We start from the raw sequence: 12,571 nt of genomic DNA on the forward strand, positions 1-12,571 counted from the left end.
TTTTCCTGCGCAGGCCGCGCCTGCTCCGCCGGTCCCGGGCACGTATCCCCCCTGATCGGGTGCGACCACTCGGACCGGCGTCAGGCGACGCTTGCGCCCTTCCGACGATTGCACGGCCCGCAAAGGATTTGAAGATTGTCTTCGTTCGTCGCGCCGCCGTAGGCGATGGGGATGATGTGATCCATCTGCAACTCGGTGTTGCTCCCGCATTGCCGGCACTGACCTCGATCCCTCTGCCACACGAGCTGTCGAAGGTCGCCGGGAATGGCGCCGCGTCGGCTCGCGACGGGCTCCTGGGCCATCGCCACCATCGTTTGTGCGCGCCTGATCGTTGCATCGCGACGCTGGGTTCGCGTCACGATCAGCGCATGAATTTGATCGGCGGAGAGCCCGTCGTTGTCCCAATGCCACTGGCCTTGAAAGAGCCAGTAGTTCCTGTCTCCGGATTTGCCAAGGAGTACCGGCTGTTCATTCGAGGCAGCGATCCAGCCTGCAAACTGATCTTTCGGAATCTTCCGAAACGGAATGACTTCCTTCTTACCGATCCACAGCGATACCGGGCCCTTCTTGCTGAAAAGTCCGGTCTTGTGGGTAATTCTGATGTTCTCGGCGCGACGCAACAAGGCGAGCCCTCCCTCTCGTGACCTGATCCTTCGACGGTATCCAGGTCGGTTCGTTCGGTCTAGGACCCCGATCGTGGGACACGATTGAGGTGTCCACGACAAAGGGGCGGGTCCGGGGCATCCCCCTCGCCCACCCCCAATCGGCTCAGGTCGGGTCAGGCAACGGCAGGAACGCCGGAGGCGACGAACGGAACGGCGATGCGATCGTTGATGCGCGCCTGCACGATGGCTGCCCCGAGGTTGCCGAGCAGGAGGAGAAGGGCGTAGTTGCCTCCGGTACCGAGGCCCGTGGCAACACTGATGCCCTTGGCAAGTGACCAGAGGTACCAGAAGACGCCGAACGGGCAGAGGATCCACCACGTGGTGATCGCCCGGGCACCGCTCCGGTTCACCTCGCCGCGGGTCTTCGCGAGCCACACGATGGAGTAGATGCCGATCGTGATGACTTGGAGGAAGAAAACGGCGACGGCGGACCGACGCTTAAGGTGAAGATAATTCGTCATTGCTGAAAGCTAGCGTTCGGGCCGATGGGTCCACGCGCCCCACTTCGGGTGACCACGTGGCGGGCGGGGCCGGTGCCAGCCGTGCTGACGACGCGCCCTCTCCGCAGATCCCGCGCTTGCCCGGTGCCCCCTCCCCTGGGGATGGTGACCCGGCGACCCGCTCGGCCACCATGGACACGGGGGCCGAACGAAGCGGTCCGGGGAGGATCGATTCATGGCGTTGGCAGGCAAGGGGCCCCGAGACTGGTCGCCGAATTCGGCTGCAGGGCACTCGGCAGATGAGCGTGGGATGCGCGGCGGCGGCCCGAGAGGACCAGTCGCCCCACAACCGCTCCCCTACAACCCGCCCCCGGTCCCGCCCTACGGATCCAGCTTCAGCGGGTCGGCGTCGTTCACTGTGCAGATGGCTCCCCGGCCCGTCACGAACGGCCTGGCGGTAGCGTCGCTTGTCCTCGGCATCGTGAGCGCTGCGCTCGCCCTGATCCCGCTCGTCGGCCCGTTCCTGTGTTGGCTCCCGGCTCTCCTCGCCATCATCTTCGGCTGCATCGGCATCGGCACTGCTAACCGAATCGGTGGATACCGTAAGTCTTCGGCCGTGTGGGGCATCATCTGCGGACTCCTGCCGATCCCCATCACGGTCTTCGGCCTGCTCGTCTTCTCTGGCCTCGTCGCTGGCACCAGCCGCTGACAGCACGCGACGCGCGTCGGAAGAACACGCCAATTTCCACTGCACAGGCGACGACGCGGCCACGCCGGCACGAATGGCCGGCGCAGCCGCGCACAAGAAGCAGCTACGACCGCGTCAGGAGCCGACGCAGCCAAGGCTTCTTCGGGTAGCGTCGGAACGGCATCTCGTCGAGACCCCACTTCTTGTCGAAGTCGATCGTCGTCATGACGTCCGCGAATCTCACCTGCCACGCGGTCAGATCCGAGACGCGATCCAGGGCTGTGGCCATGGCTGCCACCATGCCCGATGCTTCGACCGTGGCCGTCAGCTCGACCCAACCGTCGGGATTGACGCCCAGAGCGCCATGGAGCTCGCTCCTGATCGGGTTGTCGTACATCTCGTCGATCTCCTGCTCGGAGAGATCACGTTTTTCGAACTCGATGTTCAGGTTGTAGAACTGCATTTCTGTTCCTTCCAAAGGGATGTCAGCCGAGAGGAATCTCTCGGTAGCACGACCGAAGTCGCTTGGACATCTCGCCCGAGGGCACGGAAGGAGGCGGTGGCGTCAGGGACGAAAGCGCTCATGCCTCAAAGGTAGACCGCACCGCCGACAGACCCGAAGGCTCGCCCCCGGTCTGGGGACTCCCCCGCGACCACCGGCCCCGCCACGATGGTCTGTGGACCGAACAACATGGTCCGGGGGGATGGAGAAATGCCACTAGCAGGACCAGGGCCGAGGGACTGGACGCCCGGGGATTTCGGCGGTGCCGCAAGCCGCTCGCCGGGACGGTACCCGCCCACACGAAGCCCGACAGCTCGCCGCCGGCCGACCGGAGCCCTGGCTCTCGTTCTCGGACTCTGCGCGCTCGCCGTCGCATTCCTCCAGCCGGGCAGCGGACACAGCACTGGTTACATCGTCTCGACGGTCGGCATCTCCGCAATCATCGCGGGAGCCCGCGCCCTCCAGGTCGCCCGCTACGGTCCCTCCGGAACACGCGTGCGGGGCAAACTTGGCATCGCCTTCGGCATCATCGGCTCGGCGGCGCTTCTCTACTCCTACCTGGTCGTGGGCATGTCGCCGCTCGGAGTCACGCTCCCGGCAAATCCCTTGACGCTCGCGCACGTGGCCCCGACCGCCGCCAGCGCCCTCGAGGGGTCGACGATCAACCGAGCCGAACCGGTGGGTGCCGCCGCCGCGCCGGTCTCGGTCGCCTCGTCACCGGCCGCAGTTCCGGCAGCTCCGGCGGCCGCACCGGCCGCGGCGCCGGCGGTGGTTCCCGCGCCCGTCGCAACACCGGCGGCCCCGCTGTTCGCCACACCCGCCACGGCTTCCGCAGAGCTCGCGCAACTCGAACCTCTCGCCGCCGGCCTGGAGCAGAACCTCCGCCTTACCCACCCGAGCGGCGCCGCCTGGCCGGCTTCTCTGGAGCTCATCCACGAGCCCACTCTTCTGAGGATCACTCTCCCGACCGGCCGCGTTCTGCAGGATGGCCCTGCAGGCACGCAGGTGATCTATTCGGTCAGCTCGGACGGCTCGGAGTTCGGCTTCGAGCTGGTCGGCTCACGCTTCGGAGCGACCGTGCGGTACGACTCAGCCAGCGGCACGATAACTCCCTGGCTTCCCTGACGCGTCACGCCCCTTTCTCCGAGACCACACCCTCCCCCGCGCCGTCCTGCTCGCCGACGAGGTACCGGCACACCGAAACCGGATACGCGGGGATGCTCGACCGCGCCCTTTCGGACGGCTACCTCACGGTCAAGGAGGCCGCCGAGCTCACCGACCTCGAACTGCGTGAGCTCGAGGCTGTCGCCGCGATGTTGGACATCGACGAAGAGCTGTTCCTCGCCGCCCTCCCGCCCCGGCCTGCCACCGCTCTGCACTCTTTGCAGGCGGCCCCCGTCGACATCGCGCAGTACCTCCAGCCCGGCAACGTGGTGGTCCTCACGGGCGACATGTGGCTCCCCCGTCACGACCTCGAGCAGCTCCTCCTGGCACGCGGCGTCGTCGTCCGGCCCGGCACCACGAAGAAGACGACCCTGCTCGTCGCCGCCGACGTCACGAGCCTCTCCGGCAAGGCCCGCAAGGGCCGCGACTACGGCGTGCCGGTCGCGGCAGGGGGCAGTCGAGGGGGTGGTTGGGTGACGTGACGCCTGTTGGGGATACTAGGACGAGAATGTCCCGGCTGCGCGCCGGAGAGACCACACGCAGAAAAAGTGCGGTGGGATTTTGGCTCCCTTCGCGCAACTGCTCACCTATGAGCGTATTGGCTCGCAACTGGGCCCTCTTGTTGCGTTCGGTCACATAAGTTCACCCAGGTTCCCGTCCCAATGTGCACAACGACGCGCTGAAAATCCGCAGTTTAGAGCAGACGTGCCCGCGTAGCGGACGACGGCACCGCAGATATGAGGCCTCTACGGGCGGAGTTCGTCCGCTGGCAGCCAGATCTTCGTCGCAACGAGAGACGATTCAATAGCTCGGTCGAGGATGCGAGTCCTGTCCCAAAAGAGTCGCCATAAGCAAGAGTGTTCTGCTTGGCAAATTGGGCTCGTTTGGCGGCCCACGAGCCGTTAAATACATGACAGTTGAAGGAGGCAGTTACGAGCCTCAGATTTCCGATCTGTTTGACAGCTCGATTGCGATCGTCAGTCACGGAGAGCCGGGAGGGGGCATAGTCGTCGTGCACAACTGGCCTGCCAGCCAAAACGCTCGCATTTCGGGACCAATGTGTTCCACTGCTCAGGAAGACCTCCTCCGCGGCATCCCGCACGGCAAACCGCGAGAGCCCTAGCACCTAGGCTCGGTCCATGGCAGGCGTACCGCAGCCACCTCGAATTGAACCGACAGAACTGGGGGACTCCCTAATGAACGACGCGGACCGGACTATTGACGGCGTCGCCAAGACCGTGGCCGAGGTACTCGAGAAGAAGAAGTACTCGATCGACTACTACCAGCGCGAGTACAAGTGGGAATCGAAGCAAATTGCCGAGCTCGTGACTGATCTAACTGGCAAATTCTTACAGATCTACAGTCCGACTCATACGCGTCGCGATGTCGCGCACTATCCCGGCTATTACCTAGGTGCAGTCATCATGTCCCAGAAGGGCGGCCAGCCTTTCATCGTCGATGGCCAGCAACGCATCACCAGCCTGACCCTGTTTCTCACGTACTTGCGGCGACTGCAGCTTGGGCGCGAGGACCAGGTGGACATAGACCCCATGATTTTCTCTGAAAAGTACGGCGAGAAATCGTTCAACCTCGATGTCGCGGATCGGAACGAGTGCATGGAAGCGCTGTTCGAACGCGGCGAATACGAACCGCCGGCGGATGCGCCCGAATCGGTTCACGTACTCGTTGCGCGATACGGCGAATTCGACGCACTTTTTCCCGACGAGCTACGTTACGAAGCGCTGCCGTACTTCCTCGACTGGCTAAAGGACCGGGTACAGCTCGTGCAGATCACGGCATTCACGGACGACGATGCATACGCCATCTTCGAGACGATGAACGACCGGGGTCTCAAACTCACCCCAGCCGACATGCTGAAGGGCTATTTACTCACCAATACCGACGAAGGGAAGCCTCGGGATAGTGCAAACGCGCTCTGGCGACGCCGCCTCAAGGCCTTGGACGACAGCTCAGATGATGCTGGTGCCGACTTCCTCAAAACTTGGCTCCGTAGCCGTTACTCCACCAAGATTCGGGAGCGACGCCGTGGCGCGCGCGCAGAGGACTGGGATCGGATCGGAACGGAGTTCCACCGTTGGCTCCGCGAGGCGCACGCAGAGATGGGTCTGGGCACACCTGATTCCTACTACCGGTTTATCGCGGAAGACATGCAGTTCTACGGGGCTCAATATTCGCGTGTCCTCGCGGCCGGGTCCACGGGCGTCGATGCGACCGGACCGCTCCGCTTCGTGCGCTACAACGCCGATCTTGGTTTCACCCTTCAAAATCAATTGATTCTTGCCCCGCTAAATACGAGCGACGATCAGCGCACCATCGATCAGAAGATTGAAATTGTGGGCCGCTTCGTCGACATCTTGCTTGCCTGGCGCATTTGGAACTCCCGTTCAACGGCATACTCCACGATGCAATACGCCATGTTCACAGTAATGCGTGACATACGCGGACTCTCAAGCCACCAGCTCGCGACCACCCTGCGGGACTATCTCATACGCGTCGATGAAAATTTCGACTCTCGAGATGACTTATACGTCCATCAGCAAAACAGAAGTCAACTTCATCATCTGCTGGCAAGGATGACCGACTACGTCACCGTTCAATCGGGCCAAGCTTCCAGTTACATCGAGCTGACAAGCAGCGCCGGAGTCCAGTACGAGATCGAGCACATTTGGGCCAACCACCCCGAACGTCACGCAGACGAGTTTTCTCACGAGGCCGACTTCAGTCGCCACCGCAACCGCTTCGGTGCCCTCCTCTTGCTTCCCAAGCCGTTCAACGGGAGCTATAACGACGATACGTACGAGGAAAAACTTCCCCATTATTTTGGGCAGAACCTATTGGCCTCGAGCCTCAACCCGCTGAGTTACGAGAGGAATCCCGGATTTGCATCGTTCGTAAAGCGAAGTGGACTCGAATTTAAATCTCACGAGACGTTTCGCGCAGCCGATGTCCTTGAGCGCGGCGTTCTCTACCGAGAATTGGCGAAGCGCGTCTGGAACCCTGACGACCTCTTGTCGGTTACGTCCAACTAGGGGCTCGGCTAGATCGAGCATCGCGCTGACTCGATCCAAAGTCATACCTGCGGCTCAAGAAGGGCGTACCGAACGCGGTCGGGACACCTCAACCTGGGAGGTGGACCACGCCCCGCTCGACAAGGCCATTCAGTTTGATTCGCTCTGTCGTGCGGAAGTTGAGAGCCTGCCAAGAAGGGCCTCATCCGGGTCACGATCGGCCTCGACACGACGGTTCGCCGACCCGGGCGTGGATCGCAGCAGCAGATCCTGCTCGACGTCAAGGTCGCCTCGGACTCCCCCGAGCGGATGGCTGCCGAGGCGACTGCGAAGCTGGCGGCGGTTCCGGTGGAGCGGTGGGAGTCGACGTTCCGGTGGCGCTTCCGGCGCTGACCGGGCAACACCGGCGGCGGAGGCAGTGACGGCGGGTGCTTCGCGAGACGCTGGCAGGTGCATCCCACGGGCCTCGGGTTCGGGCGTACCCCGGCAGTTCACGGCCCGATTGCGCTGTCGTCGTTTCGAGTAGACATTTCACACACGAAATGAATAGTGTTGCTTCTCATGCGGGCCGCTCGGGCTCGCGGGCGATCTTCGAGGAGCACGCTGCATGCCCGACTACTCCGTCGACCCCGAAGCCGTGGCGAACATGGCGACGGCGGTGGGCCACTGCAGCGATGCGCTCCCCGAGGGCGACCTGCCCGACGCCGACGCCTGCGGGAGCCACCGGGTCGCCGAAGCGCTGAGCGAGTACTCGATGTGGCGACGGGTCCTCTGCAACCAGGCCCGGGCATCCCTGTCGTCCCTCTCGACGAACGCTCGCCGAGCTGCCGAGGAGTACGCAGCCGCCGACCAGTCCATCGAAATCCAAGCCGGAGCCGAGGCCGTCGGGGCTCGCCGCTGATGCGGACCTGGACCGACACCGCACCGGGGCTCGGCGACACGGAGGTCGTCGCCCGCTGGGCCTCACGAGTGGCCGACGATGAGGATGCCGGGGCCGGCATCGTGTCGGCACTGGGCGGTGCTCTCGCAGCGCAGCCGTCGTACTGGACGGGGGCCGGTGCGGCAGCCTGGGCGGCCACCCTCGACACCGAGCGGGACGGCATTCAGGCACTCCTTCGGGCAGCCGGCCCGGCCTCGAGCGCGGCGCGGGCGTACGCGGCAGCCGTCGACGGTATCCAGCGCGAGGCAGCCACGCAGATCCGCCTCCTCGACGAGGCGCAGCACACCGTCAGCCGGAGCTACCTCGACTCGGTCGATTCGCCCCCGACCGAGTCGCAGGTCCGCCGCCGCGAGCGCGACCACGCGGATGCAGCGACGCAGCTCACCTCCGCCCGGTCCGCTCTCGGCCGGCTCGCCGACCAGCGCCGAGCTGCCGACGACGCACTCGTCGCGTCGGTGACGGGCTCACTGCCCTCGTCCTGGCCAGCCGAACGCGCCGCATTCCTGGCCTTCGGAATCGCGCACCCCGAACGCCTCAGCGCCGCCGAGATCGACCACCGGGTCGACGACTTCCTGGAAACGTTGGATGCACGTGGCCGCTCCTACACGGCAGCCGAAGCCTCCGCCCTGCTCGTCTTCGCGCAGCGCGGCGAACTCTCCCCCGAGCGCGTACTCGCCTTGCTCACCGCGCATCCCACGCTGGCCCGCAAACTTTCGGCCGTGGACCCCGCCGTCGTCGCGGAGTGGTGGCGAGGCCTCGACGATCCCGCCGCCCCCGACACTGCTTCGCCGTCGCACTCGGCGGCTCAGCTCAAGCTCGTCAAAGCGCTCCCGGAGGTCCTCGGCAACCTCGACGGCGTCGCCTATTGGGCGCGAGATCAGGCCAATCAGGCGACGCTCACAGCGCGCCTCGATTGGACGAAGGCCGAGATCGCACGGATGGAGGCCGAGGGTGCGCCGTACGGGAGCTACCTGATGTCGCAGTACATCCGGCGCCTGGACGAGCTTCGGGTCGACAAGGCGTCGTGTGAGGACGTCATCGGAGCTATAGAAATGGGTGAGTCAAGCGGCTCCATCACGAGGCAGCTCATCTCCTTCTCTCGAGACAGCCCGCCTCTCGGAGCTGTATCGATCGGAGATCTCGACACGGCCTCGAACGTGACGTACATGGTGCCGGGCATGGGGTCCTCCACGAAGTACATGTCGGGCTGGGTCGGGCCGGCGCAGAACTTATATGACAAGCAGTCCAACCTCATGGGCCAGGGCAACCATGCGGTCGTCGCCTGGATCGGCTACACCAGCCCGCCGTTGCCGTCACTCGGCAACCCGGATCTAGGTGTGTTGCTCGGTGGATATGCGGAAGACGGCGCACAGCGCCTGATCGCGGATCTCTCCGCTTTGACCACGACTCGCCGCGACACCTTGACGGCTCTCAACGTCGTAGGTCACTCCTATGGAACGACGGTCGCCTCCCGAGCACTCGCGGAAGCCGATTTAGGCGTTGCATCGTTCGTCAGCGTGGCGTCGGCAGGAATCGAGCGGTGGATTCCAAACGTGAACGCGATCCACGCCACGCACGTCTACGCCGAGCAGGCAAAAGACGTCTTGCTCGTCGGGGTCGGGGACAACACTGCCCGGTATGGCCGCCTGTTCAGCGGACGGGCGGACCCAATGCAGGATGATTTTGGGGCCGAGCGCATGAACGCCGACGGTGTCTCTGGCGACCGGGAGCGCCAAGGCGTCAACACTCACAGCGCCACGCGAGATCTTGAGCACCCTGAGGAGTTCGGGTATTTCGACAAGAAGACCGAGTCCCTCGACAACATTGGCCTTGCAACCACAGGTCGAGGAGACGAGGCATCGAGATACACAACACCTCCACTTACGCCGTTCGAGGAAGGGTTACTCAATAGCAACGGCAATCCCGGGGTGGCGGGATGACATTGTTCTCAGCCGTCCGCGGCCTACCAGTCTGGATCTGTGTCCTTGCCCTCCTGCTTCCCTCTGCCCTCGCCGGGTGCTCGGCGACGCGTTCACCGAAAGGCCCCGATATGACGCCTGCCGAATCAGTGACATTGCTCTACGACTTCTACGCCAAGACCATCGCCTACTTCGGCCAGGAAGGGTGGGAACCCGTGCCCGAGCACGCGACGTACCTGGGGGTTCCACCCGAAGTGTGCCAGCTTCGATCCGGTGAACAGGGTGTCCGGTACTCCGATATGTTCCTCGGACCGGCGAGCACCGACCCCGATGCGTCCGCGCAAGCCATGGCCGACTACTGGTCGTCTCTCGGGATGGAGACGTACGTCGTCCATTCCTCGAATCCGCGGAACGATCGGATACGAGTTGAGGGCGACGACGCCCGCATTGGTGTCGAGTACACCGTCAACGGCGATCGCTCGTCGATCGACCTTGTCACTTCATGCGTCCCTGGTGACTGGCTGGCCATCATTGCCGAGGTCCGGGCACATCGCGAAGCGAAGAGCACCAAGCCAACGCCCGATCCGCATGCGGGATAGCCCTATGGGACAGATGCCATGTCGGCTGGCTGGACCAAAACGGGTTTGCTGGTCTCGGCCGCAGGAGAGTCGCCTCCAGCGGCGTCTCCAGCTTCCCGAGTACGAGGCTGCGCCACGATGACGCGGTCCTCGATTTATGTAGCCGTAGCGGTCGCGGGCGCAACTGTTCTGGCTTCGTTGTCACTCACCTCCTTTAGTTCGCAGGAGCAGAGGCTGAGCGCTCGGCAGGAGGAGCAATGAATGACGACGCGACGACGGAGTCCGGCCAACCGATCCGTCCTTCTAAGCGGGGCTTCTCGAGAACAATCAAAATAGTTCTCATCACAGTGGGCGTCGTCACCGCGGTCGTCGTCGGCGTTCCCGTCGTCTATCTCGCCACCCTGCTCCATCAGTACAGCCGAGAACCCGTCATACCAGTCACGAATCACGTCGCGTCCATGCCCTGCGTGACGTGGGCGACCGGCAGCACCGGTGCCGGCGGCGAATCGACAGGTCCCGGTGGCGACATTCAGGTCGGGCTGAGTAAGTCATGCACGGCCGCTCAGATCTCGGATGTGTACGACTACGTCAAACACGCTTTCACTCACACTCGCCTTTACGCCTTCGACTTCTTTGTCACGCCGAGCTCGACAGGCACACGACAGGACGCTGCGAGCAAAAGGTTCGACGACTTCAGCCCGACGACCGACAATCTCGGCAACTCCAGCGGCGGAGTCTTCGACGGCATCACGCCGACGACGATCGCTCAGCTCGACATCGGGAGCACGATTGCATCCACTGTCGACATCCGCCGTGCGGCCTCTCACTGGTTGACCCTGCAACGCGACGTCGATCCGAACGCGCAGGTCACTCTCGGTGAAGACCACACCGGCTCTCACCCGATCGAGTACCTCCAGGCGAACGTCAAACAGAACGACCTGCCTCGACTCCGCGAGACTCTTCTGGCGAGCCTTCGGGCGCATCCCTGGTCGGTCACCGTCGATGCGCATGCCCCCGACTCCAGCTACAGGGGAGCCAATTCCACTGCTCGAACAGCAGCCACGATCTCGTCGAACTCGGGCTTCCCGACTTCGACACTCGTCGACCTCGCCGTCGCGGCGAGTAACGGCTTTGGCGACGCCGGGTACGTACTCGTCACGAGTGGCACGATCCAGGAGCTAGCCGAGAATGACGGTTCCGGCGCACCGACGACCGGCACGTGGACTGCTCCCCCCACCACCCCGCGCCACGACGTCGCCCTTCGCATTTTCGGTATGCGCAATCCCACCGAGGTCGAGCTCACAGGATCCCCAGCCTGGCCCGCCATCACGAGGACGATTGACGCGCTCGATGTCCAGGGCGTCCCATTCCTCTTCGGCGTCGGCTTCTTCGGGGAAAACTTTTCGATTGATCCCTTCGACCCGCGCCAAGACACCGGCATCGATCTGCGGGGCAACACGCAAATCTCGGTCCTGGACAGTGCCTTGTGCGGCAAGGCGAAACCGACAGGGGGCCAGATTTACTCTCTCGTGACACCCGACCCAGTCGTCAGAACCTTGTCCACGTATTGGCTCGCTCCCACACGCGAGCGCGGCCCCGACTCCATCGCCGGCAGCTGCTCGTAGCTCGTCGCTCGTCGGCGGAAGGTATCGAGTTGAAGTCGACGCTCGCGCGAGGAATGACGACACCTGCGCGATTCGACGGCGGGCTGCGCACGCGCTTCCACGAGTGTTCAGTTGCGGTCCCCACCGCGCCGAAAAGCGGCATCACCTGGACACTCGGCACCAGCGGCCCGCGAGGAGGCGGGCAGGGGGACAGGAACCGTCCCCCGGAGGCCGGCCCCGGGCATCCCACGCGCTTGCTAGCTTGGAGGGGGCGCCGTGGGGTACGGCGACGGGGAGAGATCATGGCCGACTGTTCAGCGGATCTCGGGGGCGCCAGCGCACTCCCGACACCGGCGGCGCACCGCGGCGGCGACGACCCAGACGGGCGGCTGGACGGCGCGCTGCATACGGGCGGCGCTCGATGAGTCCATCGACCCGAACCAAGCACGTGTCTTCTCTCACGGGTGTCCTTCTGGCCGCCCTGCTCCTCACAACGGGCTGCACGTCGACGACCTCTCCCCCCAAGACGACCAGAAGTCACGACTCTCAGGTGACCCCGGAAGAAGCTGTCGCGTCCGTCTTCTCGCTCTACTCGCGCACCGTCTCTCATTTGAGCGAGAGCGGGTGGGATGCGCCGCCCTCCGACGCGAGCGTGCTGGGCATCCCCCCTCAAGTGTGTTCGCTGCGCGACGGAAAAGCAGGAGTCAAATACAGCACCGTCGGACTCGGCCCCGGACATCCCGATGCCACGAGTTCGGCAGGCAATGTCGCCGCATTCTGGAAGTCGATCGGCCTCACCACCGACCTGACGAAGTCGGCGAACGAGAAGAACGATCGCATCACGACGGACGGTGCCAGTTCCGCCCTGACGGCGCAGTACACGGTCAATGGCGACAGGTCGTCTCTCTCGATCGTGACGTCGTGCGTGCCGGGGAACGCCGACGAACTGACCGAGGGTGTTCAGAAACACCGGGACGAGCAGTCGGCCACCCCGACGCCGACACCGACGCCGACACCGTGAGGCGTTCTCGGCGTGCGGCTG

12 protein-coding genes are annotated in these 12,571 nt (G+C 64.2%); 9 read left to right on the plus strand and 3 right to left on the minus strand.

All coding sequences use genetic code 11. The annotated features are described in order from the left end of the window. Nucleotides 1-80: 80 nt before the first annotated feature. Both ABEA39_RS16785 and ABEA39_RS16790 read right to left on the minus strand, forming a co-directional pair. Nucleotides 81-623, minus strand: a complete 543-nt coding sequence (locus tag ABEA39_RS16785; RefSeq protein ID WP_345377105.1) for an HNH endonuclease — start codon at nt 621-623, stop codon at nt 81-83. Nucleotides 624-778: 155 nt separating this feature from the next. Next, on the minus strand, nt 779-1,126 hold the full coding sequence (locus ABEA39_RS16790; protein WP_345377106.1) for a DUF4234 domain-containing protein: 348 nt from the start codon (nt 1,124-1,126) through the stop codon (nt 779-781). Between the two features lie 403 nt (nt 1,127-1,529). On the opposite strand from ABEA39_RS16790, the gene ABEA39_RS16795 reads away from it, so the two are divergent. After that, nucleotides 1,530-1,814: a hypothetical protein gene (locus ABEA39_RS16795; RefSeq protein WP_345377107.1), complete on the plus strand. Its 285-nt coding sequence runs from the start codon at nt 1,530-1,532 to the stop codon at nt 1,812-1,814. Between the two features lie 103 nt (nt 1,815-1,917). On the opposite strand, the gene ABEA39_RS16800 is transcribed toward ABEA39_RS16795, so the two are convergent. Beyond that, nucleotides 1,918-2,256 carry a hypothetical protein gene (locus tag ABEA39_RS16800; protein WP_345377108.1) on the minus strand — a complete coding sequence of 113 codons (339 nt, stop codon included), beginning with the start codon at nt 2,254-2,256 and terminating at the stop codon, nt 1,918-1,920. A 534-nt stretch (nt 2,257-2,790) separates the two neighbouring features. On the opposite strand from ABEA39_RS16800, the gene ABEA39_RS16805 reads away from it, so the two are divergent. From ABEA39_RS16805 to ABEA39_RS16840, 8 genes are all read left to right on the plus strand, one after another. Further along, nucleotides 2,791-3,420 (plus strand): hypothetical protein, encoded by a 630-nt coding sequence (locus tag ABEA39_RS16805; RefSeq protein WP_345377109.1) that lies wholly within the window; start codon nt 2,791-2,793, stop codon nt 3,418-3,420. 92 nt (nt 3,421-3,512) lie between these two features. Next, nucleotides 3,513-3,941, plus strand: coding sequence for a BRCT domain-containing protein (locus ABEA39_RS16810; RefSeq protein WP_345377110.1), 429 nt, complete (start codon nt 3,513-3,515; stop codon nt 3,939-3,941). 657 nt (nt 3,942-4,598) lie between these two features. Then, a complete protein-coding gene (locus tag ABEA39_RS16815) occupies nt 4,599-6,509 on the plus strand; it encodes a DUF262 domain-containing protein (RefSeq protein WP_345377111.1) in 1,911 nt (636 codons plus the stop codon). 586 nt (nt 6,510-7,095) lie between these two features. After that, complete coding sequence (locus tag ABEA39_RS16820; protein ID WP_345377112.1) at nt 7,096-7,389, plus strand: hypothetical protein; 294 nt, start codon at nt 7,096-7,098, stop codon at nt 7,387-7,389. Then, on the plus strand, nt 7,389-9,368 hold the full coding sequence (locus tag ABEA39_RS16825) for an alpha/beta hydrolase (RefSeq protein ID WP_345377113.1): 1,980 nt from the start codon (nt 7,389-7,391) through the stop codon (nt 9,366-9,368). The genes ABEA39_RS16820 and ABEA39_RS16825 overlap by 1 nt, the downstream gene beginning before the upstream one ends. Nucleotides 9,369-9,478: 110 nt before the next feature. After that, the gene (locus tag ABEA39_RS16830) at nt 9,479-9,946 is read left to right on the plus strand and encodes a hypothetical protein (RefSeq protein WP_345377114.1); all 468 of its coding nucleotides are present in this window, start codon (nt 9,479-9,481) and stop codon (nt 9,944-9,946) included. A 236-nt stretch (nt 9,947-10,182) separates the two neighbouring features. Beyond that, a complete protein-coding gene (locus ABEA39_RS16835) occupies nt 10,183-11,550 on the plus strand; it encodes a hypothetical protein (RefSeq protein ID WP_345377115.1) in 1,368 nt (455 codons plus the stop codon). Nucleotides 11,551-11,977: 427 nt separating this feature from the next. Beyond that, nucleotides 11,978-12,550, plus strand: a complete 573-nt coding sequence (locus ABEA39_RS16840) for a hypothetical protein (protein ID WP_345377116.1) — start codon at nt 11,978-11,980, stop codon at nt 12,548-12,550. Nucleotides 12,551-12,571: the final 21 nt, after the last annotated feature.

Source organism: Frondihabitans cladoniiphilus (genome assembly GCF_039544345.1).
Taxonomy (GTDB): domain Bacteria; phylum Actinomycetota; class Actinomycetes; order Actinomycetales; family Microbacteriaceae; genus Frondihabitans; species Frondihabitans cladoniiphilus.

Bases quoted from the DNA above. Each gene is read 5' to 3' on its own strand.
- ABEA39_RS16795 (WP_345377107.1), top strand. From the start codon at position 1,530: ATGGCTCCCCGGCCCGTCACGAACGGCCTGGCGGTAGCGTCGCTTGTC.
- ABEA39_RS16800 (WP_345377108.1), bottom strand. From the start codon at position 2,256: ATGCAGTTCTACAACCTGAACATCGAGTTCGAAAAACGTGATCTCTCC.
- ABEA39_RS16790 (WP_345377106.1), bottom strand. From the start codon at position 1,126: ATGACGAATTATCTTCACCTTAAGCGTCGGTCCGCCGTCGCCGTTTTC.
- ABEA39_RS16830 (WP_345377114.1), top strand. From the start codon at position 9,479: ATGACGCCTGCCGAATCAGTGACATTGCTCTACGACTTCTACGCCAAG.
- ABEA39_RS16815 (WP_345377111.1), top strand. From the start codon at position 4,599: ATGGCAGGCGTACCGCAGCCACCTCGAATTGAACCGACAGAACTGGGG.
- ABEA39_RS16820 (WP_345377112.1), top strand. From the start codon at position 7,096: ATGCCCGACTACTCCGTCGACCCCGAAGCCGTGGCGAACATGGCGACG.
- ABEA39_RS16810 (WP_345377110.1), top strand. From the start codon at position 3,513: ATGCTCGACCGCGCCCTTTCGGACGGCTACCTCACGGTCAAGGAGGCC.
- ABEA39_RS16825 (WP_345377113.1), top strand. From the start codon at position 7,389: ATGCGGACCTGGACCGACACCGCACCGGGGCTCGGCGACACGGAGGTC.
- ABEA39_RS16835 (WP_345377115.1), top strand. From the start codon at position 10,183: ATGAATGACGACGCGACGACGGAGTCCGGCCAACCGATCCGTCCTTCT.